The following is a 24,357-nucleotide window of genomic DNA, read 5'->3' on the forward strand; positions in this document are numbered from 1 at the left end:
CGCTCTCTTAAGAAAGCGGTTTCTAAAATTTATTTTAACTTCTTCTTAAAATATCGCAGGATATTTCTGAGGATTTGTTTCGTTAAACATCGCATAGATTTTTTCAACCATATCATCTGCAGAAGGTTTAGAGAAATAATCTCCATCACTTGCATAGGCAGGTCTGTGGTCGTTGGCAGAAATTGTTTGCGGATCCGAATCTAAGAATCTAAATGCTTTTTGTTTTTCTAAAATTTGCTGTAAAATAAACGCAGAAGTTCCGCCTTCCACATCTTCATCAATGACAACCAATCTGTTGGTTTTCTTCACAGATTCAGCAATTTCGTGAGTTAAATCGAAAGGAATTAATGACTGAACATCAATCACTTCAGCAGAAATCCCTAATTTTTCCAGTTCTTCCGCAGCTTCCATGACAATTCTCCAGGTTGAACCGTAAGTAACCAAAGTAACATCATTTCCCTCTTTAGTTACCTCAATTTTCCCGACAGGAACAGTAAATTCACCTATATTATCCGGTTGCTTTTCTTTTAATCTGTAACCGTTTAGACATTCAACAATTACAGCAGGCTCGTCACTTTGAAGCATTGTGTTGTAGAATCCGGCAGCTTTCGTTAAGTTTCTAGGAACCAATACCAAAATCCCTTTAGAAAGATTTAAGATTCCTGCCATTGGTGAACCAGAATGCCAAACTCCTTCTAATCTGTGTCCTCTTGTTCTAATGATTACCGGAGCTTTCTGACCGCCTTTTGTTCTGTACTGAACCGTTGCCAAATCATCACTCATCCCTTGTAAACAGTATAAAATATAGTCAAGATACTGAATTTCAGCGATCGGTCTTAAACCTCTCATTGCCATCCCGATTCCCTGACCTAAAATAGTAGCTTCACGGATTCCTGTATCGGCAATGCGAATTTCACCGTATTTTTCCTGCATTCCTTCCAGTCCCTGGTTGACATCACCGATATTACCTGCATCTTCACCAAACACCAAAGTTTCAGGATATTTCTCGAAAATTTTATCAAAATTATTTCTGATAACTACTCTACCATCCACTGTTTCAGAATTATCTGAAAAAACAGGTCTTATTTCTTTCACATTTTCAGCTTTCCATTGAGACTGAGAATATAGGTGAGAAGAATAATTATCTTTTTCAACTTCAAAAATCTCGTTATACTTCTGCATCAACTGATTTCTTTCCGCAGAATTTGTTCCTCTTGTTGCGAGCAAAGATTTTCTCACCAGGTGGAAAACATCTTTCTTCGCTTTTGAAACCAATTTGCTAAACTGACTGATATAATTTTCGATCTCAGCATTCTGCGTTTTCAGATTTTCAACTAAAGGTAAAACTGAATTTATTAAATCTGTGATTGTTTTCTGATAGTTTTCCCAAGCCTTTTTTTGTCCGGCTTTTACCATTTTTTTAGCATCCTCATCAATCGCGTCCAGCTCTTCTGCGGTTGCTAAAACTTTTTCCTCGCCTTCAATTTCAATAGAATAATTTAAAATCCACTCTTTGAACTTCAATAATCCGTCAAACTGAGATTCCCAAGCTAAACGCTCTTCATTTTTATATCTTTCGTGTGAGCCTGAAGTAGAGTGACCTTGAGGCTGAGTCACTTCAATCACATGTATTACAACAGGAACACTTTCTACTCTTGCAAACTGCTCTGCTCTTGCATAAGCATCCAATAAAGATGGGTAATCCCACGCTTTTACCTGAATAATTTCGCAACCCTGAAATTCTCCTTCCTTTCTTTGGAAACCACTCAGCATCTCAGCAATATCTGCTTTTGCTCTCTGCTTCATCGTCGGAACCGAAATTCCGTAACCATCATCCCAAACAGAAACAATCATCGGAACCTGAAGCGCACAAGCGGCATTCAGTGTTTCCCAAAAATGCCCTTCTGCGGTAGAGGCATCACCAATAGTTCCAAAAGCAATCTCATTACCCTCTTTTGAGAATTTTTGAGAGCCGTCAAATTTTACGGATTTATATATTTTTGAAGCCTGCGCTAAACCTAACAGTCTCGGCATTTGTCCTGCAGTAGGAGAAATATCTGATGAAATATTCTTTTGAGCAGTTAAATCTTTCCAGCTTCCGTCTTCGTTCAGACTTCTTGTTGCAAAGTGACCATTCATCTGTCTACCTGCAGAAGCAGGCTCTCTCTCTACGCTGGTATCTGCATACAACTGTGCAAAGAAACTTTCAACTGATAATGCATCTACAGCCAAAGCAAAAGTCTGATCTCTGTAATACCCTGAACGGAAATCTCCGTTTTTAAAAACTTTTGCCATCGCAAGCTGCGGAAGCTCTTTACCATCCCCGAAAATTCCAAATTTAGCCTTTCCGGTAAGTACTTCTCTTCTTCCGAGGTAAGACATCTCACGAGAAATCCTACCTAATTTATAATCTTCAAGTATCTGATTTTTAAAGTCCTGAAAGGAAATTTGCTGAGTTTCAATATAGGTTGTCTGCATAGCCAAATATTAAATAAATTTTATTTTGAAGTATTTTGCTAATATACAATTTTTAAATTAATTTTAATTTTCAATAATATTTTTTAAAAATTTGATAATAAAAATTATTGTGATTATCTTAGAATAAAATTGTAACATGGAAAAGAAATCGGGTCATATTCTGAATGCATCAAGTAATCTTTTAGGGTTTTCCTTAGTAATTATTACATCCCTTAAAATATCAAAAATCAGTTACAGCACTCATCTTGATGAATTTGCAGGAATTGCGTGCCTGCTTTTTGCATTCAGTTGTTTTTTCTCCTTTCTGTCTATACGGACAACCAAAGACCAGCTTAGAAACAGATTTGAAACTATTGCGGATTATTTATTTTTAACCGCTTTATTTTGCATAGTTCTGGCGGTTATTATCGTTACAATGAAAATTATTTAATCTAAAATTTTCTTTCAATTACATAATCCAACATTAGATGTAAAGATTTTTTAGGTTCGGAATCAGGAAATTCATCCAGAATATTTTTTGCTTTCTGCTGAAAGTCTTTCATCACTTTAATAGCATAATCCAAACCTCCGGAACTTTTCACAAAAGCAATCAGCTCTTTTACTCTTTTCTGGTCGTTGTTGTACCTTTTTATTGTATTAAAATAATACTTTCGGTCGGTTTCATTAGCAATTTTCAAAGTGTGAATCAGCGGTAAAGTCATTTTCTGTTCTTTGATGTCAATTCCCACAGGTTTTCCGATCACATTTGAACTTAAATAATCAAAAAGGTCATCTTTAATCTGGAATGCCATTCCGGTATAAGTCCCGAAATCCATCATTTTTTTTGCTAAATTTTCATCAACGCCGTTGGACAAGGCTCCGATTTCGCAGCAAGCGGCAATTAAAGTTGCTGTTTTCTGACGGATAATTTCATAATAAACGTCTTCCGTAATATCCAGTTTTCTGGCTTTTTCTAACTGAAGAAGCTCACCTTCAGACATTTCTCTGATCGTTCTGGAAATTACAGAAAGTAAATCGTAATCTTTATGATCAGTAGACAATAAAACCGCTTTTGAAAGAAGAAAATCTCCTACTAAAACGGCTATTTTATTCTTCCACAACGCATTAATAGAAAAGAAATTACGTCGTTTAAAACTTTCATCCACCACATCATCATGCACCAGAGTTGCTGTATGAATCAGCTCAATCATCGAAGCTCCGCGATAGGTTTTTTCATTAACATCACCAATAAGTTTAGCACAAAGAAAAACAAACATCGGACGCATCTGTTTCCCTTTAGTTGTCACAATAAAACGGGTCACTTTATCCAACAAAGGGACTTTGCTTTGCATAGATTCATAAAACTTCTGCTCGAAAAGTTTCATTTCCTCATTGATCGGTTGCTTGATTTCTTCTACAATGTTTGCCACGAAGTAAGAATGATGGGTGGTTGTTGATTAATTCCCACAAAGATAATTGTTTTCGGGCAATTTTAACATACAATTAATTTGAAAGTCCTGTTTTAATGCTCAAAATTGGCCAGGCTAAATTTAATTAATAGTTCGTTATTGCCAAGCTTCATTATCATCAATCAGTCTTTCAGCTTATTTTTCGGAACAAAATACAGGCTTTGTTTTTCACCACCAATTGGAGAGTTGAACTTTTCTCCGGAAATGTAAATACCGTCTGAATCAACAGCAATACCTTCTATCTGACCGATTGACAAAGCGCTCCCGAGAAAATAACGCTTGGGATTTTCATTAAAAAAAACTCCAGGTTCTGTTTCATTGAAGATCTCCAGAAAAACTTCCGTTTTTTTGGTATATCCAACTAAATATAGTTTTTTATCAAAATAAGCCGCATCCGTTACCATAAAATTCGTTTTAAAAGCTTCATGTTTTATCGCTTTTTGTCTTTCTGAATTTTCCGGATCAATGGTATAGTGAGATGTAGCTTTAGCCGACCATTCTTTGGTAAAAAGATGGATATTTCCGTTGAGATAAATCATCGCTTCCGCATCAAAATCGGTTGAGCCATTTTTGGAGGAAAAATCGTTTTGTTCGGGATATTCAAAAGAAATAATCTTGAGGGAATCGTTCTGAAGGGTATTATCAGAAAAAGGTATCTGATAAATTTTCAGATCTTTTCTTGTTCCTGCGTTGTTGCCAAAATCTCCGATGTAGATGTTTTTCCCATCATTGGTAAGAGCTTCCCAGTCTTTATTTTCAGCATTAATTTTGAAACTGCCAACAATTTCACCCGTTTTAGGATCTAATTCATAGATTTCTGAAGTATTTCCGCTGTCGTTGAAGGTATATAATTTTGTGTTGAAAATATTTAATCCTGAAGTTTCCTGAATCTTTTCGTTTAATTCAGCAACTCTGTATTTTTTGATTTTGAAAATTGTTGCCTGTTGAGAGAATACACTGGCCGAAATCGTTAGAGCAAAAAGGAAAAAAATCTTTTTCATCAGGTAAAATTAGCAATTTTCAGATAAAGCGAATAAGTGTCCAAGCCTTTTAGAATTTATTTAAACCAGATCTTATTCTTCAATCGTTCTGAAAGTTAGATTGACTCTCGGCGTTTTTACTTTTGTGGTGGGAGGAAGCCGATGAAGCCAATTTTCCTGTGTTTTTCCTTTCATAATCAGTAAACTGCCGTTTTCGAGCGAAATATCTATTCGTTCTTTTGTTTGTTTATGTTTAAAAGAGAATTTTCTTTCTGCTCCAAAAGTTAATGACGCAATAGCTCCGTTTTTCTTCAGATCTTTTTCACCATCGCTGTGATATGCCATTCCTTCGCTTCCGTCATGGTACAAATTGAGAAGGCAGGAGTTGTACGTTTCACCCGAAATGTCTTCACATTTTTGCTTTAATTCTAATAATTCAGGAGTCCAGATTTTAGCATATTTTGTACGGTTTGAATAGGTATATTCAAATTCTTTTTCGCCAAACCATGCAACTTTTCTTTTGGTATAAATAAGCTTTCCGAAAATCACCGCTTCATCATTTTCCCACGGAATTTGGGTGAATAAATACTGGTAATATTTTTCGCACTCTTTATCAGAAAAAATCTTTCCATAATATTCTGCTATTCCTTCTTTTGGGAGAATATTAATGGGAAAATTTTGTGTTTCGTCGAATAAATTATTCATTGTGTGAAATATTAATTTTGAAAACTAAATAATCGACTGAAGGATTAAATTAATTAATCAGAAAAAACTTTTGCACTTTCCCAGCCAATCATCAGTTGTTTTCTGTCGCTTCCCCACATATAACCGCCAATTTTTCCGGAAGACTGTATCACTCTGTGACATGGAATTAAAAACGCAACAGGATTACTGCCAATTGCCGTTCCTACTGCTCTTGAAGCTTTCGGACTTCCGATTTCTTTGGCTAAATTTCCGTAGGTTGAAAGCTTTCCCATGGGAATCGTTAATAAGCTTTCCCACACTTTGAGCTGAAAATCTGTTCCTTTTAAGTGAAGTTTAATCGTATTAAGCTTCGACCAATCTTTATTAAAAATTGATAATGCATTTCTTTGAAAATCATCCTGTTTTTCAAAAAAAGATGCATTGGGAAATTTATTTACTAAATCTCTCAATGCATTTTCTTTATTTTCGGTGAAAGCCATGAAGCAGACTCCCTTTTCTGTAGAAGCTGTCATGATTTCACCAAAAGGACTTTCGGAAAAACTGTAATTAATATTCAGATTTTTTCCGCCGTTCTTATATTCGGCAGGTGTCATTCCCTCAATTTTCACAAACAAATCGTGCAATCTGCTTGTACTTGAAAGTCCGGTTTCTAATGCTGCATCAAACAGGGTCGTTTTTTCTTCTTTCAATAAACTTTTTGCGTGTTCCAGACTGATGAACTGTAAAAATTTTTTCGGACTTGTTCCCGCCCAATCTGTAAATATTTTCTGAAAATGAGCCGGACTCAGATGAACTTTCTCCGCCACTTCATCCAAATTGGGCTGAAGTTTAAAGTTGCTTTGGATGTATTCTATCGCTTTGGCAATTCTCTGGTAATCTATTTGATCCTGTGCAGACATTTCATTTTGTTTTACATCACAAATTTCCAAAGAAAAAATGAGAGGAAAAATCCGTTTCCTGCGGAATTTTAATCTCTGTTGATGTGGTAATACGCCAACATTTTATAATATAATTTTGCCGCTAAAAACGCTGTTGGTTTAGAATACGGAGAATCCATCAATTCAACAATATCAAATGCAACAACATTACATTTTTCAAAAACTTTTCTCAACAATTCCAAAGTTGGGTACCATTGCAAACCACCCGGTTCCGGAGTTCCTGTTGACGGAGCAATAGAAGGATCAAAAGCATCTAAATCAATAGTAATATAAACGTTACCTGAAACTTTTTCCAATACATCGTTTACCCAGTTTTCGTTGTTTGCGATTTCGTGCGCAAAAAAGACTCTTCCTTCCGGTAAATACTGATTTTCTTCCACATCCATCGAACGGATTCCCACCTGAACCAGATTATGTTTCTGGTTGGCTTCAAAAACGGCACAAGCGTGATTGGAAGTAGATCCATGAAAATCAGGACGCAAATCTGTATGTGCATCCAGCTGAAGAACCGTCAAATTATCATACTTCTCTCCTATCGCACGAATTGAACCGATAGAAACCGAATGCTCTCCCCCGAAAAGCGTAAACAATTTATCTGTTTCCAAAAGTTCTTTTGTTTTCTGATAAACGGCTTCCGTCATGGCTTCCGGTGAAGAATTTTCAGCAACTTCTCCCGCCATGTAAACTCCTTCAAGGTAAGGCTCTGTTCCTGTTTCGATGTCGTACAACTCCATATTTTCAGAAGCATCCAGGAACAATTCAGGACCTTTGTCGGCTCCTTTTCCCCAGGTTGAAGTTCCGTCATAAGGAACGGTTACCAAAACTACTTTTGAATTTTCTAACGAAGCATTTTCTTCAGGAATTCCTGCGTATGTTTTCATATGTAGATATTTATTGTTTTTTTAAGGTCATATGGTATCGCCTAATCTTCATTGGTGTTTGTGTTTCAACATTAGTCATGGCGATTTCATAATTTATAATTAAAAAATTAAATGATTTAACGATTGAAAGATTTTCGCCAAAGATACAAAGAAGTTGGGAGATTGGCGGAAGTTGAATATCTGATTCCAAAAATACAGAAGCAAAGAAATTGGTTGATAAAATAAAAATTCTCAATTATGGGAAACCGTAATTGTTGTTAGACTTGTTTTTTTTATATTTGAAATTGTAATTGGGATTGACGCAATGCGTCAATATTTGAGTTGTGATTAATTTAAAAACAGCTTCGTACAAAAAACAAAATGACTAAAACAAAATCAAAACGAGTTATTAGAATTTTATTGTTCTTGGGAACAGTAATCTCATTGTATTTTGTTCCGTGGTCTATTATAACCGCTTGGATAAAACCATTTCCAAATACCGTTCAGGAACAAGTCGATAAAGCTGCGGATTACGGATTTGATGGTATTGTTGTTTGTGTGAACAAAACGGGAAATCAATCAGAATTTTATACTTCAGGCTACAAAAACAGAGAAAATAAAATTCCAGCCGACTCCAATGCATTATTTAAAATTGCAAGTGTTAGTAAATTATATAATGCTGTTGCCATTGCTAAATTGACTCGGGATGGAAAATTATCATTAGACAAAACACTTGCAGACTATCTACCTGATTTAAACGGAAGAATAGAATATGCTGATAAAATCACGTTGCGTATGTTGGTTAAACACCGTAGTGGCATTCCCGATTATGTTCGTACTCCTAATTATTGGGCACATCCAAAAGAAACAGCAGATGAACAACTTGCTTTGGTTTTGGATAAACCAGCTAACTCTAAACCCGATAAAAAATATGAATATTCCAACACGAATTACTTATTACTTGGCAGAATAATGAACCAAGTTCTTGGTTACGACAAATTTGAATATATTCAAAAAGAGATATTAAACCCACTGAATTTAAAGCATACTTTCCGCTCCATTCAAGATGTGAATATTAATGATGTAATGAGCGGTTACTATGTAGGTTACAATAGGGACTTAAAAACGGAAAATGTAGGCTCAATACTGGCGACAGCGGAAGATTTGAGCAGATTTATTCGAGCATTAAACGATGGCTCCGTCTTTAGAGATAAAAAAGAACAAGAAATCTATTCCTCTATTTACAAGTATGAACATACAGGATTGATACCCGGATACCAAACCATTGCTAAATATCATAAGGATATAGACGCTGTAGTCATTCAATTTACGAATACGGTAAACTTTGAAGGTTATAATTGGAATATGTCAGAAATTATGTATGATCGAATAGTCAAAATATTGAGAAAGAAAAACTAGCCACAACATTGTATAAGCATAATGCGGGCTAAAGTGCTTTTATTGAGTATTTGTGCAAGGTTCAACATTAGTAATTCTATTGAACTTTTTGTGCTAAAAACCCCGCCTTCGCAAGCCCTAATCCGTTTGCGGTCAGCTTATCAAACAACCTTAAGAACCAAACAAATGACATTTTTATACACAGCAAGAGGCACATACAACAAGACTTATGACGAAGACGGAATGTCGTGGGACAAATATGTTGAGTGGTCTAAATTGACACACTTGACAGAACTTGTTTCGCTTGATGGGATGCTGAATGAGATTTTAGTTGAGCCAGATTATGAAAATGCAGATGATTGGAATTTTATTCACGTAGTAGAACAGTATCAAACAGGCTTCTTTACGACACTTGACTTTGTATTTAAACGACTAAAAGCAAAAGATAAATTTAACCTTTTGACTATTGTATTAGATCCAAACCAAGACTGTAAGAACATAGACATTGAAGGTTATGAATTTGTCGGTTACGACTTACTAGACCAAGATTTCAGCATTAGTGCTTTGACAAATTGTGGAGGTTTTGACGAAACATTTTTGCCGACTGACCTTAACGATAAAGGACTAATTGCCGACTTTGTAAAAGCTTATGATATAAAGAAACGACTTTTAGAAAACAACCCAAATGAACATCACGCAGACACAAATATAATTGCCGTCTGGCGACACAAAACAATTGGACGATGAAAAAACAATATTGACATAAAAAGCCGATCCCGCTAACATCTACTTCGCAAAGCCGATCCGATTGTTAGCTGTAAGCTTATAAAGAAAAACCGCTTAAATGAAATATATATTTACAATTTTACTAAGTTTAGTATTTAATATATTATTTAGTCAAACTACTGATAAAACGAAATTATATATTATTGGAACTGTTCATCAAAGTTCTGAGATATTAAACCCTCAAATGTTATTTGAAATATTGGATAATATAAGACCTGATATTTTACTACAAGAAAACGACAGTGAGCAAATTACAACATATTTCGAGGATATTCGTCCAAATTCGAATGAACAAAATGCTTCTTTGCAGTATTTAAAGAAATATCCGAATACGTTGAATTTACCGTTTGAGTTTGAAGGAAGAAATTCTTATAGAGATTATAATGGAATGACTCCAACAGATAACTTAACCGTAAAACTTATTGATAGTTTATATAACAAAAAAATGCTATCTCCTCAAAATGAAAGAATTTATCAAAATTATATTGATGCTAATAAATCGTTGATTGAATTTTCAAAAAAAGGTTTCAGAGCTATGAACTCTAAACAATTTGATTCGATAAACAAAATTCGCCAAAACATTCAACATAAAGAATTGTTAAAAATTTGTGAAACGGAAAATGTTTTTTCTAATCGATTTGTTACTAAACCAAACGGACAAAAAATTTCCTATAAAGATGGATTTAAACTATGGTGTAATTTTTGGGATTTAAGAAATAATTCAATGGCAATTAATATTATTAGAACTGCTTTCCGACACAAAGGAAAAAAAATAGTTGTGTTAACAGGTGTTCAGCATAAATATTATTTACTAGAATTATTAGAGAAATATTACGACGGAAACTACGAAATTATAGATTACTTTAAATAAACAGCGGCTTTATGAAATGGCAGGTTAAAGGAAACATAGAAAGTTTGTGCATTTTTTGTAGCAACAGGTTAGTGCAAAATTGTAAGTCAGTTTAAAAAAAGAAACAAAATGGCAACCTATCAATATTATTTAGCAGTTGTTCCAAAAAAAGGAATTGAAAAGAAGCACGGATACATACCTGAAACCATTGGAGTTAACACAGAAACGGGATATTTCGAATCTGACGCAGAAATCTATTGGAAAGAAGTCGAAATAAAAGCAGACGAAATTGTTTCAAAAATTGACTTCATTATTAAACGAGCAAATTGGGGAAACGATAAAACAAGTATTAATTGGAAAACTTACTCTGACGAAGTTGACAATGACGCTTCAATTTATTTGGATGAAAATTCTTTGACAATCAGAGAGTTTTATTTTCGAGCAGATTTGAGAGAAAAAAATTTAATCTTTTTAAAGAATATGATAGTGTTATGTGAAGAAAATGAATGGTTATTCTTTGACAGAAAAGGAGGACTTATGAAACCAAACTATGAAGAAATTAAAAATAGTATTAGGAATTCAAACACATACAGTTTTTTGAAAGATCCAATTAAATATTTAGAAAAGATTGGCAAACATAAAGAACAAAGCTGAACATACAGCATCGGTTTAGCAATATGGCGGCTGAAGTGCTTCTATAAAACATTGTGCAAAGCTTCATACAAGATAAAATGCCATATTTCAATTTCCCAAATCACCAATCCTTAAATTTTAAAACATTATTTTTGCACAAATTAAAATTCTATGTCATTAAAAGCTGTGCTGTTCGATATGGATGGCGTTATTGTAGATACAGAACCACTGCACAGAAAAGCGTATTTCAAAACATTCGATCAATTGGAAGTCAATGTTTCTGAAAAATTGTATACCTCTTTCACAGGAGCTTCTACCAAGAGAGTTTGCGAAACTTTAATCAGTGAATTTGATCTTTCTCATTCGCATGAAGATATCGCTGCCATTAAAAGAAGTCATTTTAAAGATTATTTTTACAATGATGAAGAATTTGATCTGATTCCCGGTGTAAGACAATTGATCAAGCATTATCATGAAAACGGAATCACATTAATTTTAGCTTCTTCCGCAACCATGACGACCATCAATATGGTTTTTGAAAAATTTGGTCTGGAAAAATATTTCAGCGGAAAAATAAGCGGTGCCGACTTAAAAGAATCTAAACCTCATCCTGAAATTTTTATGAAAGCTGCTGAAATGGCAAATCAATCTATAGAAAACTGCATGGTCATTGAAGATTCTACCAACGGAATTTTGGCAGCAAAACGAGCAGAGATTTTTTGTGCCGCTTATAAGAGTCTGCATTCTGTGAATCAAACCTATGATTTGGCAGATGTTGTAGTGTCTGATTATGATGAACTTGTTCTGGATAAAATTTTAGCTTATTTTTAGATAATAAATTTTTAGCAGTGGGTCTCTAAGCACAATACTAAACAAAATTTAAAATATTACAATAGAAACCGGTTCTAAAAACAGAACCGGTTTCGTTGAAAGTATAGTAAAAAATTGAAATTTAAGGAATAAGGACAGCGTTTTGCACATCAAATTCTGCTGATGAACCAGATTCGTTGCCATACATATCTACTGCTTTTACTTCCACTTTATGTTTTCCCAAAGAAAGTTTTCTCGGAAAATCTGCCGTCCAGATATGCTTGGAAGCTTCAGGATTGGAAGGTCTTCGCCCTGTAAGGATTGAAGGAGCCATATCCCATTTGAAAACAGACAGAGCAAAGTTGGGATCAATGGTTTCATTATAATCCATTTCTTCCCATTTTCCGCCGTCAATTCTGTATTCTACCTTGTCTTTTTTGCTTCCCATAAAGAAATTAGCCAAAATTTTTGCAGAAGTTTTAGACGGATGAGGAATCACCTTCGGAACGTAGAGCTGAATCTGATAATCTTCAGGTTTTCCTGCTGTTTTATATTTTACTTTGTATTGATTATCACTGAAACTGATAAAAGAATACCCTTTGGCTGTACCATCTCTCATGGTAGAAGTCGGCAAACCGGCATCATCTGCTGTTCCTGAATACCAATCTCCGCAAGTAGTTCCTACATTATATTCATGCAAATTTTTAGAACCATTCCAACCTGCCTGTTTGCCGTAAAAAATCTGCTGCTGAATATGGGTATGAGCTGACAGAACCAATGCATTTTGAAACGGTGCCAGATAATCAAATAATTTCTGACGGTCAGCATTTCTGAAATTATCTTCATTGGTATGTTCCAAAGGAATGTGAAGCGAAACAACAACCAATTTATTTTTGTCAACCAACTTCAAATCGTTTTCTATAAACTTCAGCTGATCCTCACGGAATCCGCCCCAATAGCCTTTTGCGTCTCTTGGATCCGGATAAAGAATGTCATCCAAGATCATAAAATGAACATTTCCGTAATTGAAAGAATAATTGGCAGGACCAAAGTTGGCTTCAAAAGTTTCGTCTGAGAACTGATCTTCTTTCGCATCATAATTCATGTCATGATTTCCCATTACATTGTACCAAGGCAATCCGATCTCCCGCATTACATCTGCATAAGGCTTTTGCAGACTAAGATCATCACCCACCAAATCTCCCAAACTGATTCCCAACACTGCATTTTTTTTGGTACTTTTCACTTCATTTACAATAGATCTTTTAAAGTAATCAAGCTGTTTTTCCGTATATGGTTGCGGATCTCCGAATACCAGAATGTCAAAATTTTTATCTTCGTTTTGTTTGTACAAAGCAAAATTGAGTTCTTTCGGTAATGTTCCGGTCGGAGCTGTTCCTTTATACTTAAAATCAGCAGGCGAACCTTTTGGTTTGTACTGATAATAATATTGCGGAAGATTGTTTTGATTTACCGGTGTCATAAAACCGGAAGGCTTTACCACAAAAATGGTCTGGTTTTCCTGAATCGGCAAACTGTACTTTCCGTTTTTATCCGTCAGAACAACCTGAACTCCGTTAGAAACGGCAACACCTTCTATTCCTTTTTCGCGGTTTTCTTTTTTCTGATTTTTATTTGAATCTTCAAAAACATATCCTGATACAGAAGTCTGTGAAAATGCCATTGCTGCAATCAGCATGCATGGCATTAAGAATTTTATCTTCATTTTTAATTTGATTAATTATTGGAATTATTGATTCCACCACATTTTGGTGTTGATGTTGTCTCCGCCCATATTTTGTGATGCGATGACATAATTATCGTAATTCTGAACCTTTGTTACCGTAGGATACATCATTCTCTGAGGCATTTTTCCATCGTTGAAAAGTCCGCCATTGTTTGGTAAAACCGGAAAACCTGTTCTTCTTTGTTCGTACCATTGCTGGTGATCTACAAAAAATAATCCCACATATTTCTGAAGCATAATTCTTTCTAAAGTTCCGTTATATGCTACTTTCGGGTTCGCAAAATAATTCGCCGGCATTGTAGTGCCCCACTGTTCCAGGGTAGCTTTTACAGCGTTTTCGTAAAAAGTTTGTGCATTTCCCGGAATAATTCCTTTAAAGGCTAATTCTGATAAAATAAACTGAAGCTCTGCATACGGCATAATCAAAATTTTCAATGGTGCTTTTGCCAGATTCTGATTAAGATTGGAAGGCTGATAATTAAACGTAGATCCTAAAGCATACCCTGAAGGAGCTCCTTTATATCCAATATTGGTATTTCCCGGAATTGATTTAGCCTGTGTGAAAAACATACTCAATCTTGGATCGTTGTTGTCTACCAAAGTTTTGGTAAAAAACTCTCCCGAAGCCCGGTAAGCCGTAAAATCCTGCGGTCTTGCGATTGGCGGAAGCAGAGGTGCAACTCCCGAGATATCCAAAACTGCTCCATCAGCATTATTCTGAAAAATCGGATAATTCACAGGATCATTAACAATTTCAGCAATTCTCTGATGAACATTTACTTCTCCGTTTCGGTTTAAAATCCTTGTCAAAAGTCTTAATGAAAGAGAATTACAGAATTTTTTCCATTTTACGATTCCTGCCGTACTTGAATGTGCCTGAAAAAACAAATCGCCTTCCGATAATGTTTTTGTCGTATCAAAAAGTGTATTAGCTTCCTTCAGATCATTCAGCAAAAACAAATAAATATCTTTCTGCTTGTCATATTTCGGTCGCATAATATCTTCTTCAAGCCTTAATGCTTCGGTCATGGGAACATCACCAAATGCATCGGTAAGATTAGCCATAATCCATGCGTTCAAAACTTTAGAGATGGCAAGATAATTTTTATTATCTTCTTTTTTAGCAGCTTCATTCAGTTCTTTTACTTGTTTCAGCCATTTGTAACTTGTATTCCAGAATCCGTTTCCGGTGCTTTCGGTAAGATAATATCTGCTGATTGTATTTCCTTCGTTGGGAAAATCTAAAGCAATCTGCATAATATCAAATGTAAAATCATCAGCACGGTTGTATCCGTATGATCCCATTTCGTACTGAATAGGAACCAGAAAACTTCCTACCGAAGGATTTTTTATACGGCTTGTATCGGTATTGATTTCTTCAAAATTTCTGTCGCATGAGTTTAAACTCAAAACAGACAATACTATTGCAGTAGATAAAAATATTTTTTTCATTTTGATTAAAATTTTAGATTAACTTGAAAACCGACTGTTCTTGCTGTTGGAAGCTGTCCTATTTCGGCTCCGGGAGTAATGGTAGAATCGTTGAGAGCGGCAACTTCAGAATCAAACATTGGGAATTTAGTCCACATCCAGAGATTTTTTCCGAAAATAGCTAAAGTAAGTTCTGTAAGCTTTAAAGGAGCAATGACATCTTTTGAAAAAGAATAAGCGATTCTTGCATCTCTCAACTTAATAAATGACGTATCAAAAGTGTTGGTTTCTACATTGGCTCTTCTGTAATAATCACCATAATAAGCTGATAGACCTACAGCTTTTGTATTTGGACTATACGTTCCGTCCGGATTTAAGATTACCCCTTGTCCTACAATGGTTCCTCCCGGATTATCTCTGCCAACCAAAGTATGCTGCAGTTTTCCTTGTTCAGACATTTTATGATGCGTCTGAGAATAGGCTACTCCACCATACTGACCGTCAAATGAGAAGCTGATCTGCCAGTTTTTAATTTTAAAATCATTCTGAAGACCTGCTCTCCATTTCGGGAATGCATTTCCAACTTTTTCTACACGATCAGGTCTCTCCGGAAGTCCGGTTGACGGATTGTATACTACTTCTCCGTTCGGATTTCTCACCAATTTAAATCCATACAAATCACCTAAAGATCCGCCAACAACAGCATTGTAATACAGAACTCCTGCAACGGTAGAAATAGTATAGAAACTTTCTCCTGCAAATTCCGCAGGTAGGGTAAGAATTTTGTTTCTGTTCATCGACCAGTTTGCGGAAATATTCCAGGTGAAGTTTTGAGATTTGAATGGAAGTCCGTTCAGGCTCATTTCAATACCCCTGTTTCTTACTTTACCTGCATTAATAATTCTGCTTGAATAACCTGATTCCCATAATGTAGGTACGGTAATGATTTGATTTTCGGTATCGTTTTGGTAAAGCGTGATATTGTAACCCAATCTGTTTTTCAATGCTGAAAAATCCATCCCTGCTTCAATATTGGTATTATCTTCAGGCTTTAGCAAAGGATTAGGATATGTTCCCGGTGTAAGAACAGAACCCACAAAATCACTTGGCGTATAATATTTATCAAGCTGATAAGGAAGTCCTGCAACCCCAACTTTCGCCCATGAAGCTCTCAACTTCCAATAATTGAAACTTGGAGATGATAAATTAAAAATATCCGAAAGAATAAAACTGGTACTTACTGAAGGATAAAAGAAAGATCTGTATTGTACAGGAAGTGTACTGCTCCAGTCATTTCGTCCGGTCACATCCAAAAATACAAGATTGTCATAATTTGCACTTACCAATCCATAAACCGAATTGGTTTGCTGGTCATTGGGTCTCGGAACTTTGGTAATCAATGAAATAGCATTATTCAGACTATAATCGCCAGGAATCTTAAGCCCTTCTGCACGGTAATCATTCATTACATATTCGTTGTATCGTATACTGGCACCGGCATTGGCATTCAGATTAAATTTGCCAAAATCTTTTTTATAAGTGAAAAGCACATCATTATTAAACTCATTATTTTTGATATACTGCTCTCTGTAAAATCCTTTCACATAATTAGCTGAACTGTAAGGCCTTTTCGTTGTTCTCTCTTCATTAAGCATCTCAATACCTGATCTCAGCATCATGCTGAAATTTTTATTGAAATCATACGTTGCCGAAATATTTCCGGTAATCATTTTCTTCTCTACTCCGTTCAGCATATGATAAGCAATAAGATAAGGATTATCAATAAACGAGCTGAATGGGTGAATCTGATCTATCTCTTCCTGCCCCGGCTTCCAGACGGGTCTGTACCATGCCAAATCTACATTCGGATTCTGGAAAATCATAAAGTAAGAAATCGACTGGTTGTTGTATCCTGTTGCCGGAAGATTATCACTCTTTGTATTGGCGTAATTGAATTTTGTTGAAATTTTAAATTTATCTGTCAGTTTATGATCGAATGAAAATGCGGCATTAAAACGGTCAAAACCTGTATTGGGCATCATCCATTTATTGTCCAGATACGTTAATGAAGCCCTGAAACCCGACTTGCCATTGCTGCTTTCCAAAGAAACATTATTAGACGAAGTAACTCCTGTTTCCCAAAAGCCCTTTACATTATCACGATATGGTCTCCAAAGTTGTCTTTCTTTGCTCTGTCCCAAAACTGTAGGATCATACTGAAAATAATACTGTCCGTTAAATTTCGGTCCGAAAGCACTACTTGTCCCACCTGTACTCACCCCATCTGCAGAAGCTCCGTAGGAATAGAAAAATTCTCCTGCCGAGTTTTTCGCCAATGTTCCCTGTCCGTATTCATGTTGATAATCCGGCCATTTTAAAACAGAATCAAAACTCAAAGAAGAATTGAATGAAACTCTAAGTTTCCCATTTTTGCTTTTCCCGGATTTTGTGGTGATCATCAAAGCTCCATTCGCAGCTCTTGAACCGTACAAAGCCGCTGCAGAAGCACCTTTCAGTACTGTAACCGATTCAATATCATCCGGATTGATACTGTTTAAACCATTTCCTAAATCAATCGGCAAATCTCCTCCCGTTCCGGCTCCATAAGCTGCCGTGCCTGTTCCCGTAGTAGAATTACTCAACGGAACACCATCTACCACAATAAGAGCATAATTATTATCTAATGAAAAAGATTTTTCTCCCCTCAAAGTAATTCTCGCCGAACCCAAAGGTCCCGCTCCTGCTGTCTGAACTTTCAAGCCGGAAACGCGTCCTTCCAGACCCTGAACCCAGTTATTGTTCTGAATATTTTCAAATACTTCAGAATTTACCTTTTCCGCTACATAACCCAAAGACTTATCCTGTCTTTTAATTCCTAAAGCGGTTACTACTACCTCATCAATTTCTTTGATGGAGTCTTTCTTTACTTTCTGCTGTGCTGTCAGATTGAGGCTTACCAATCCCAGAACAGATAACATCAGTACTTTTTGAATCTCTCTACGCATTAATTTTTTGTTTGCGCAAAATTATAAAGGCATTATGACGAGGACTTTAATAAGATTTTAACATTTTTTAAAGAATTTTTGAACATCATATTAATTTATATTTAACAGATTCACATAATCTTTTGTATTGCAGGTATTTAAAGAAATTAAGTATTATTAATATATACTTTCCCTTTATTTAAAGTAATTTTGAGAGTTTTCTCTCAAAAAATTTTCAGTTTAGAAAAAATTTCAATTTGAAAAATAAAAAAATCTGCTCCTCAAAGAAGCAGATTATATCTTTAAAATTTTTAGGTTCTTAATCTTTAAGCTGATCCGGAATATTAGTTGTGATAAAACCAATGTTTTGTGCCTTCAGTTCATCAGCAATTTTTTTATCATTTACAGTCCATGCATTAGTAATCAATCCTAAATTATTGGCTTCAGAAATCCATGTCGGGTTTTTCTGAAAAACACTGTAATGATAATCAAGACCATCAAGACCCTGCTTTTTTATCTCCTGAGGTGAAAGTTCGCCTTTCAGGTACTGAACTTTAAATTGAGGCTCCAATCTTTTAATTTCCTTGCAAATATTCAGACTAAAAGAAATGAATTCGCATTGATTATCCAGCTTCATAGCTTTAATCATTTGGATTGTTTTTGCGGTCATTTCATCTTCTTTTTCTTTGGTTTTATCCGGCTTGATTTCAACGATAAGCTTCAAAGATTTGTCTTTTTTACCTTGCTTTAAATAAGCCTTCAAGGTCGGAAAGTTTTCACCATTGGAAAGTTTTACTTTTTTTAGTTCTTTAAAACCCGTTTCAGAAATTTCCATCTTGTCGTGATGCTCATCATGATTCACCACCAAAACGCCATCTTTTGTCATTCTAACATCAAATTCAGAACCATAAATCTTTAGATTTTGGGCATTTTTCAAAGCTTTGATGGAGTTTTCTGTTGTTTTTGGCTGTGTCTGCCAATACCCTCTGTGTGCAATGATCTTTGTTTGAGCATTCATAAAAACCGTCCCTGCAATAGCTAGTCCTAAAATTACTTTTTTCATATTAAATTACTTATTACTGAAATTTCTTCTTTGTATTTCAAGAAACAGAAGAAAACATACAATCATGCAAAGTTATAAAGACATTTTATATCAACTGTTAAAAAGAATGAATATTAGTTTTAATGGAATATTAATTTTAATCTGAAAATCTCCTCAATACTTATTATTTTTGTTGCAAAGTAAAAAAATCTGATGTCTGAAAATATTCAACATACAATCGAACAACTGAGAAAAGAACTTCATCAGCATAATGAAAATTATTATCTTTTAGATGAGCCAAGCATTTCAGATATGGAATTTGACCTGCTCCTGAAAAATCTTCAGGATCTGGAAGCGAAATATCCGGAATTTCATGATGACAACTCTCCTACGATTCGTGTTGGCGGCGGTGTTACAAAAATTTTCCCAACGGTGCAGCATCAGTTCAGAATGTATTCATTAGATAATTCTTATGATTTTGATGATCTTGCAGATTGGGAAAAACGGATCATTAAAACCATTGATGACCCGGTAGAATTTGTAGCAGAACTAAAATATGACGGAGCTTCTATCTCAATTCTATACGAGAACGGAAAACTTACAGAAGCTATAACAAGAGGTGACGGCTTTCAGGGTGATGAGATTACCTCCAATGTTCGTACTATTTCAGATATTCCCCTGAAACTCACGGGAGATTTTCCTGAAAGATTTTTTATGAGAGGTGAAATTTATTTAACAAGAAAAAATTTCGATAAAATCAATAAGCTTCGTGAGGAAGAAGGTCTGGATCCTTTCATGAATCCCCGAAATACAGCCAGCGGAAGTCTGAAAATGCAGGACAGCGGTGAAGTAAGAAAGCGCAGACTGTCTTCTGTTCTTTATCAGTTTGTATCTGCCGAAGTTCCCGCAGAAACCCATTGGGAATTGCTGCATAAAGCCCAGAACTGGGGTTTCAAAACTTCTGATCAGGCAAAATTGTGTAAAAATTTGGATGAAATAAAAGAGTTTATCAATTTCTGGGATACCGAACGACACAATCTGCCTTTTGAAATTGACGGAATTGTTTTAAAAGTAAATTCTCTGAAGCAACAAAGCCAGCTTGGTTACACTGCAAAATCTCCAAGGTGGGCAATGGCATATAAATTTAAAGCCGAAAAAGTAGAAACAGAACTGCAAAGTGTTTCGTATCAGGTCGGAAGAACCGGAGCCATCACTCCTGTTGCTAATCTGAAACCTGTTTTATTGGCAGGTACTACCGTAAAAAGAGCATCTCTGCACAACGAGGATATCATCAAAAAACTGGATCTTCACGAGCATGATTTTGTGTACGTGGAAAAAGGCGGTGAAATTATCCCAAAAATTGTTGGTGTCAACACAGAAAAACGAAATTCAGACAGTGAGGAAATTAAATACATCAAAAACTGTCCGGAGTGCGGAACCGAATTGGTAAAAGTAGAAGATCAGGCTATTCATTTTTGTCCGAACGACTTACACTGTCCGCCACAGGTTGTGGGAAGAATGATTCATTATGTTTCCCGAAAAGCCTTAAACATCGAAAATCTCGGAAGTGAAACCATTGAACAGCTTTACAGAGAAAAACTGATTGAAAATCCTGCTGATTTTTATGCATTGACCAAAGAACAGCTGCTTCCGTTGGAAAGAATGGCGGAAAAATCTGCACAGAATATTATTTCAGGAATCGAAAAATCAAAAGAAATCCCTTTTGAAAAAGTGTTGTACGGAATAGGCATAAAACATGTTGGAGAAACCGTTGCCAAGAAACTGGTGAAAAATTTCCCAACGATTGATGACCTAAAAAAAGCAACAGTGGAAGAGCTTTGTCAGGTGGAAGATATTGGTGTAAAAATCGCAGAAAGCATTGCTGACTTCTTCAATAATTCTGAAAACATCTTAATGCTGGAAAGACTCAAGTCCTACGGTGTTCAGCTGGAAAAAGGAGAAAACACTAATGAAGTTTTATCGAATGTACTGGAAGGAAAAACTTTTCTCTTCACAGGAAAACTCTCTCTTTTCACCAGAGAAGCGGCCGAAGAAATGGTAGAAAAACACGGCGGAAAAAATATTTCGGCTGTTTCTAAAAATCTGAATTATCTTGTTGTAGGTGAAAAAGCCGGAAGTAAATTGAAAAAAGCACAGGATATTGGAACAATCGAGATTCTGGATGAACAGCAGTTTCTGGATTTGATTGGTTAAGTTGAAAGTTTTTGGAACGGAGAGTCCCTGAATTAATATGAAAACTTGAAAATAGACTGAATTACCTAGCCCTGATTGCAGCGACATCCTTTTGTGGAGCAAAGCAGAACAAAAGATACAGCGGAAAGCAGGTTCCCGGCTTCTAAAAAACAAAACTCTCAGATTTAGCTTTCTGAGAGTTTTTTATGCAGTATTATTTTATTTATTTTTCTTCAGCCATTCTAAACGACGCTGATCCGGAAGATGTTTCACAGAAAAATTTTCAAATATTGCTTTAAAGCCATTCCCATCGGGACTTGCCGCCATAACCCCGACTTTCACGGGTGTATTGTCCTGCATATAAGCATTTCGCATCATTACGTATTCTTTGTCATCGAATGAATAGAAAATCTCAACGGCATCTAATCTTCTGACAGCTTTTATCCATACAAAAGGTGGTGTTTTCTCAAGAACAATAACGCTCCAGTCGCTGGTTTTATGGGTTACAACGGTGCTTAGATTGAATTTTCCGTCAACAAATTCTACTCCGGCTTTTATGTAGTTTTGTTCATCAATTCTCAGCATCAACCCCATCTGATCAAAACGGACTTTGTAATCTCCGGTGATTTTTACTTTTGCTTCGAATTCTCCGCCATAAGTTGAGTAATAAAATGGAGCATCATCTACTGTAAAGCCATAATGTGAAATTCTCCAATAATCACTTTGCGGAGTGACACTCATTATCAGTTTTTTGTCTTTGATTTCCCATTGTTGAGGCTCGTTGAACCAAATCATTTTCTCAAGAGACTGTGCTTTACTACTTGAAAAAAGTTTAAAATTATAATTGATGACAGTATTAATTTTTTCATATATTTTTTTGTTTTCGCAGAATTAACTGATTTTAATAGATGTACATTAAATTTCTCGTATCACTTTACAGGGATTACCGAACGCCAGAACATTGGCAGGAATATCTTTTGTGACTACACTTCCCGCTCCTATCACAGTATTATCACCAATCGTAACACCCCGAAGAATACTACAACCTGCTCCGATCCAGACATTATTTCCTACCGTGATAGGATAAGCATATTCTAAAGCTTTGTTTCGCTGTTCTACGTCAAAAGGATGTCCCGCTGTGTAAAATCCGCAGTTGGGAGCGATGAAAACATTGTCTCCGAAAGTCACTTTTGCACAATCCAAAATCACGACATTGACGTTGGTGTAAAAATTTTCGCCGACCTCAATATTGTAACCGTAGTCGCAGTAAAATGGCTGTTCGATATGAAAGTTTTCTGTAGTCTTTCCTAAGAGTTTTTTGATTAAAATTTGTCTCTCATCAATCTTTGAAGGCTGGAGATGATTATACTCAAAACAGAGATCTTTTGCATTTTCTCTTTCTTGTACGAGAAGTTTGTCAGAAGCATCATAGATTTCCCCGTTTAGCATTTTTTCTTTTTCGTTCAGATTATTCATTGTATTTTTACGTTGATAATGAGCAAATCTACAAACTTAAGACAGCGAAATCAATACTGATTTATAACCATTTAAAATGAAACCCATCCAATCTGACCTCAACGAAAAACTCTTGCAACAGAACTTTTCAATCACAGGCAACGAAAACATTCAATTAAAAGAATGCCGGGAGATTGCTCAAAACTTTGTTAAATTGGAAAATGGCATTGCTGTTTTAAGTGACCTTCAACATAATAAAAGCTATGTTTATTCAGGAAAATTGGCAGACCAACTCAATATTTTTCGGGATAAAAACATTCAGGAGATTGAAAGCATTTGGGAAGAAGAACTTTTTGCAAAATTAGATTCTGAAGGTCTTTTGCAGAAACACTTGCTTGAACTCCAGTTTTTCCAGTTTATCAAAACAATTCCTGTAGAACAGCATAAAGATTATTATGTGGTGAGCAGATTGAGAATTGCCGATAATCCCTCTCAAAAAGCACTTTTGCACAAAATGTTTTATTTCACAAATGCCAGTGATAAAAATATAGAACTGGCGCTTTGTCTTTACCATTTTGATTTTCTGAATTCGCCACTCCATCACGGGATGATTATCAATACTGCAGATAACTCAATAATTCATCAGACAGAAGATGGAAATTCCGCATTCTTATCAATTCGTGAAAAGGAAATTTTAAAAATGATTCAGACTGGAAAAAGAAGTAAAGAAATTGCAGAACTTTTGTTTATCAGCATCAATACCGTAAACCGTCACCGACAAAATATTTTAGAAAAAATGCGCGTAGGAAATACAACAGAAGCTTGTACAATGGCCGCAAAGCTGAAATGGATTTGATGTTTGAAAAATAATTTGTGTGAGGAAATTTTTAAATTTATTTTAATCAATTGATAATTATCGTAATTTTATTCAAATATAAGAAATGGATTTCCTTAAAGATCACTCTATTCAGAACGAACTTTTATTGATATTTATCTCCGTTTTACTGGGAATTTTAATCGGAGCAGAGCGTGAATACAGAAACAAATCTGCGGGTTTGCGTACCTTTATTCTGATTTGTTTCGGGTCTTGTCTTTTTACTATTTTATCCATTAAAATTGGAGTTGATGATCCGGACAGAATTGCTGCCAATATCATTACCGGAATTGGATTTTTGGGAGCCGGTGTAATTTTTAAAGGCGACACAAAAATAGACGGAATTACAACTGCCACAACAATCTGGGCAGCGGCTTCTGTAGGAATGGCAGTAGGCTCCGGTTATGTTTATTTATCCATTCTGGGAACATTCCTTATTCTTCTGGTTCTCAGTTCGCTCAATTTTTTTGAAAAATTTATCGACAGTTATCATAAAATCCGTGAGTACAGTATTGCTGTAACCGATTTTCAATCGGTGTCTTACTGCGAAAACCTATTTAAAAAATACCAGCTGAAATCTAAAATTGCCAAACAGAAATACAATCAGGGAACCATGACTACGTCTTGGGTTGTTGCAGGAAAAAATGAAAACCACGAAGCTTTGATAAAACACCTGATGAAGGATGAGAAAATCTTTTCCTACGAGTTTTAATAACTTTTCATTGCTTTTGTTAAAAAAAGCAAT

The 24,357-nt window shown here is 35.5% G+C and carries 21 protein-coding genes; 9 read left to right on the top strand and 12 right to left on the bottom strand.

The features are described 5' to 3' along the window. Positions 1–45: 45 nt before the first annotated feature. Positions 46–2,478 (bottom strand): alpha-ketoacid dehydrogenase subunit alpha/beta, encoded by a 2,433-nt coding sequence (locus FOL89_RS08030; RefSeq protein WP_144282308.1) that lies wholly within the window; start codon positions 2,476–2,478, stop codon positions 46–48. 136 nt (positions 2,479–2,614) lie between these two features. On the opposite strand from FOL89_RS08030, the gene FOL89_RS08035 reads away from it, so the two are divergent. After that, entirely contained in the window at positions 2,615–2,908 is a 294-nt protein-coding gene (locus FOL89_RS08035) for a hypothetical protein (protein WP_144282309.1), read from the top strand. A gap of 1 nt (position 2,909) precedes the next feature. Here the strand turns inward: FOL89_RS08035 and FOL89_RS08040 are convergent, their stop codons facing one another. The 5 genes from FOL89_RS08040 to speB form a co-directional block, all read right to left on the bottom strand. Further along, entirely contained in the window at positions 2,910–3,887 is a 978-nt protein-coding gene (locus FOL89_RS08040; protein ID WP_144282310.1) for a polyprenyl synthetase family protein, read from the bottom strand. Between the two features lie 161 nt (positions 3,888–4,048). After that, entirely contained in the window at positions 4,049–4,927 is an 879-nt protein-coding gene (locus FOL89_RS08045) for a hypothetical protein (RefSeq protein WP_144282311.1), read from the bottom strand. A 72-nt stretch (positions 4,928–4,999) separates the two neighbouring features. Beyond that, positions 5,000–5,611, bottom strand: coding sequence for an alpha-ketoglutarate-dependent dioxygenase AlkB family protein (locus tag FOL89_RS08050; RefSeq protein ID WP_144282312.1), 612 nt, complete (start codon positions 5,609–5,611; stop codon positions 5,000–5,002). 53 nt (positions 5,612–5,664) lie between these two features. Further along, a complete protein-coding gene (locus FOL89_RS08055; protein WP_144282313.1) occupies positions 5,665–6,510 on the bottom strand; it encodes a bifunctional helix-turn-helix domain-containing protein/methylated-DNA--[protein]-cysteine S-methyltransferase in 846 nt (281 codons plus the stop codon). Between the two features lie 68 nt (positions 6,511–6,578). Continuing rightward, positions 6,579–7,430 carry an agmatinase gene (gene speB, locus FOL89_RS08060; protein WP_144282314.1) on the bottom strand — a complete coding sequence of 284 codons (852 nt, stop codon included), beginning with the start codon at positions 7,428–7,430 and terminating at the stop codon, positions 6,579–6,581. Positions 7,431–7,790: 360 nt separating this feature from the next. On the opposite strand from speB, the gene FOL89_RS08065 reads away from it, so the two are divergent. The 5 genes from FOL89_RS08065 to FOL89_RS08085 all read left to right on the top strand — a co-directional run bounded on the left by FOL89_RS08065 (position 7,791) and on the right by FOL89_RS08085 (position 11,907). After that, complete coding sequence (locus FOL89_RS08065) at positions 7,791–8,828, top strand: serine hydrolase domain-containing protein (RefSeq protein WP_144282315.1); 1,038 nt, start codon at positions 7,791–7,793, stop codon at positions 8,826–8,828. Between the two features lie 165 nt (positions 8,829–8,993). After that, a complete protein-coding gene (locus FOL89_RS08070; RefSeq protein ID WP_144282316.1) occupies positions 8,994–9,554 on the top strand; it encodes a hypothetical protein in 561 nt (186 codons plus the stop codon). Positions 9,555–9,651: 97 nt separating this feature from the next. Further along, complete coding sequence (locus FOL89_RS08075; RefSeq protein ID WP_144282317.1) at positions 9,652–10,464, top strand: hypothetical protein; 813 nt, start codon at positions 9,652–9,654, stop codon at positions 10,462–10,464. A 108-nt stretch (positions 10,465–10,572) separates the two neighbouring features. Next, a complete protein-coding gene (locus FOL89_RS08080) occupies positions 10,573–11,097 on the top strand; it encodes a hypothetical protein (protein WP_144282318.1) in 525 nt (174 codons plus the stop codon). Positions 11,098–11,247: 150 nt separating this feature from the next. After that, positions 11,248–11,907, top strand: a complete 660-nt coding sequence (locus FOL89_RS08085) for an HAD family hydrolase (RefSeq protein ID WP_144282319.1) — start codon at positions 11,248–11,250, stop codon at positions 11,905–11,907. Between the two features lie 121 nt (positions 11,908–12,028). Here FOL89_RS08085 and FOL89_RS08090 read toward each other — a convergent pair whose 3' ends face one another. The 4 genes from FOL89_RS08090 to FOL89_RS08105 form a co-directional block, all read right to left on the bottom strand. Then, positions 12,029–13,612: a calcineurin-like phosphoesterase C-terminal domain-containing protein gene (locus FOL89_RS08090; RefSeq protein ID WP_144282320.1), complete on the bottom strand. Its 1,584-nt coding sequence runs from the start codon at positions 13,610–13,612 to the stop codon at positions 12,029–12,031. 24 nt (positions 13,613–13,636) lie between these two features. Continuing rightward, a complete protein-coding gene (locus FOL89_RS08095) occupies positions 13,637–15,085 on the bottom strand; it encodes a SusD/RagB family nutrient-binding outer membrane lipoprotein (RefSeq protein ID WP_144282321.1) in 1,449 nt (482 codons plus the stop codon). 5 nt (positions 15,086–15,090) lie between these two features. Continuing rightward, entirely contained in the window at positions 15,091–18,069 is a 2,979-nt protein-coding gene (locus FOL89_RS08100) for a SusC/RagA family TonB-linked outer membrane protein (RefSeq protein WP_144282322.1), read from the bottom strand. A 298-nt stretch (positions 18,070–18,367) separates the two neighbouring features. Continuing rightward, positions 18,368–19,111, bottom strand: coding sequence for a glycerophosphodiester phosphodiesterase family protein (locus FOL89_RS08105; RefSeq protein ID WP_144282323.1), 744 nt, complete (start codon positions 19,109–19,111; stop codon positions 18,368–18,370). A gap of 192 nt (positions 19,112–19,303) precedes the next feature. Between FOL89_RS08105 and ligA the strand changes: the two genes are divergently transcribed. Next, complete coding sequence (gene ligA, locus FOL89_RS08110) at positions 19,304–21,304, top strand: NAD-dependent DNA ligase LigA (RefSeq protein WP_144282324.1); 2,001 nt, start codon at positions 19,304–19,306, stop codon at positions 21,302–21,304. 198 nt (positions 21,305–21,502) lie between these two features. On the opposite strand, the gene FOL89_RS08115 is transcribed toward ligA, so the two are convergent. Both FOL89_RS08115 and FOL89_RS08120 read right to left on the bottom strand, forming a co-directional pair. Continuing rightward, the gene (locus tag FOL89_RS08115) at positions 21,503–22,078 is read right to left on the bottom strand and encodes a DUF1349 domain-containing protein (RefSeq protein WP_144282325.1); all 576 of its coding nucleotides are present in this window, start codon (positions 22,076–22,078) and stop codon (positions 21,503–21,505) included. Positions 22,079–22,198: 120 nt separating this feature from the next. Continuing rightward, a complete protein-coding gene (locus FOL89_RS08120) occupies positions 22,199–22,759 on the bottom strand; it encodes a sugar O-acetyltransferase (RefSeq protein WP_144282326.1) in 561 nt (186 codons plus the stop codon). Positions 22,760–22,835: 76 nt separating this feature from the next. Between FOL89_RS08120 and FOL89_RS08125 the strand changes: the two genes are divergently transcribed. Together FOL89_RS08125 and FOL89_RS08130 are read left to right on the top strand one after the other, a co-directional pair. Beyond that, positions 22,836–23,594 (top strand): response regulator transcription factor, encoded by a 759-nt coding sequence (locus FOL89_RS08125; RefSeq protein WP_144282327.1) that lies wholly within the window; start codon positions 22,836–22,838, stop codon positions 23,592–23,594. Positions 23,595–23,679: 85 nt separating this feature from the next. After that, a complete protein-coding gene (locus FOL89_RS08130) occupies positions 23,680–24,324 on the top strand; it encodes an MgtC/SapB family protein (RefSeq protein WP_144282328.1) in 645 nt (214 codons plus the stop codon). Positions 24,325–24,357: the final 33 nt, after the last annotated feature.

The sequence above is a fragment of the Chryseobacterium echinoideorum genome (genome assembly GCF_007474535.1).
In the GTDB taxonomy this organism is placed as follows: Bacteria; Bacteroidota; Bacteroidia; order Flavobacteriales; family Weeksellaceae; genus Chryseobacterium; species Chryseobacterium echinoideorum.

What these genes read in the sequence shown, in the direction of transcription:
- FOL89_RS08080 (WP_144282318.1), top strand. Translation starts at nt 10,573, where the DNA reads ATGGCAACCTATCAATATTATTTAGCAGTTGTTCCAAAAAAAGGAATT.
- FOL89_RS08130 (WP_144282328.1), top strand. Translation starts at nt 23,680, where the DNA reads ATGGATTTCCTTAAAGATCACTCTATTCAGAACGAACTTTTATTGATA.
- FOL89_RS08030 (WP_144282308.1), bottom strand. Translation starts at nt 2,478, where the DNA reads ATGCAGACAACCTATATTGAAACTCAGCAAATTTCCTTTCAGGACTTT.
- FOL89_RS08035 (WP_144282309.1), top strand. Translation starts at nt 2,615, where the DNA reads ATGGAAAAGAAATCGGGTCATATTCTGAATGCATCAAGTAATCTTTTA.
- FOL89_RS08055 (WP_144282313.1), bottom strand. Translation starts at nt 6,510, where the DNA reads ATGTCTGCACAGGATCAAATAGATTACCAGAGAATTGCCAAAGCGATA.
- speB (WP_144282314.1), bottom strand. Translation starts at nt 7,430, where the DNA reads ATGAAAACATACGCAGGAATTCCTGAAGAAAATGCTTCGTTAGAAAAT.
- FOL89_RS08075 (WP_144282317.1), top strand. Translation starts at nt 9,652, where the DNA reads ATGAAATATATATTTACAATTTTACTAAGTTTAGTATTTAATATATTA.
- FOL89_RS08115 (WP_144282325.1), bottom strand. Translation starts at nt 22,078, where the DNA reads ATGATTTGGTTCAACGAGCCTCAACAATGGGAAATCAAAGACAAAAAA.
- ligA (WP_144282324.1), top strand. Translation starts at nt 19,304, where the DNA reads ATGTCTGAAAATATTCAACATACAATCGAACAACTGAGAAAAGAACTT.
- FOL89_RS08105 (WP_144282323.1), bottom strand. Translation starts at nt 19,111, where the DNA reads ATGAAAAAAGTAATTTTAGGACTAGCTATTGCAGGGACGGTTTTTATG.
- FOL89_RS08090 (WP_144282320.1), bottom strand. Translation starts at nt 13,612, where the DNA reads ATGAAGATAAAATTCTTAATGCCATGCATGCTGATTGCAGCAATGGCA.
- FOL89_RS08065 (WP_144282315.1), top strand. Translation starts at nt 7,791, where the DNA reads ATGACTAAAACAAAATCAAAACGAGTTATTAGAATTTTATTGTTCTTG.
- FOL89_RS08085 (WP_144282319.1), top strand. Translation starts at nt 11,248, where the DNA reads ATGTCATTAAAAGCTGTGCTGTTCGATATGGATGGCGTTATTGTAGAT.
- FOL89_RS08100 (WP_144282322.1), bottom strand. Translation starts at nt 18,069, where the DNA reads ATGCGTAGAGAGATTCAAAAAGTACTGATGTTATCTGTTCTGGGATTG.
- FOL89_RS08050 (WP_144282312.1), bottom strand. Translation starts at nt 5,611, where the DNA reads ATGAATAATTTATTCGACGAAACACAAAATTTTCCCATTAATATTCTC.
- FOL89_RS08095 (WP_144282321.1), bottom strand. Translation starts at nt 15,085, where the DNA reads ATGAAAAAAATATTTTTATCTACTGCAATAGTATTGTCTGTTTTGAGT.
- FOL89_RS08045 (WP_144282311.1), bottom strand. Translation starts at nt 4,927, where the DNA reads ATGAAAAAGATTTTTTTCCTTTTTGCTCTAACGATTTCGGCCAGTGTA.
- FOL89_RS08125 (WP_144282327.1), top strand. Translation starts at nt 22,836, where the DNA reads ATGAAACCCATCCAATCTGACCTCAACGAAAAACTCTTGCAACAGAAC.
- FOL89_RS08070 (WP_144282316.1), top strand. Translation starts at nt 8,994, where the DNA reads ATGACATTTTTATACACAGCAAGAGGCACATACAACAAGACTTATGAC.
- FOL89_RS08120 (WP_144282326.1), bottom strand. Translation starts at nt 22,759, where the DNA reads ATGAATAATCTGAACGAAAAAGAAAAAATGCTAAACGGGGAAATCTAT.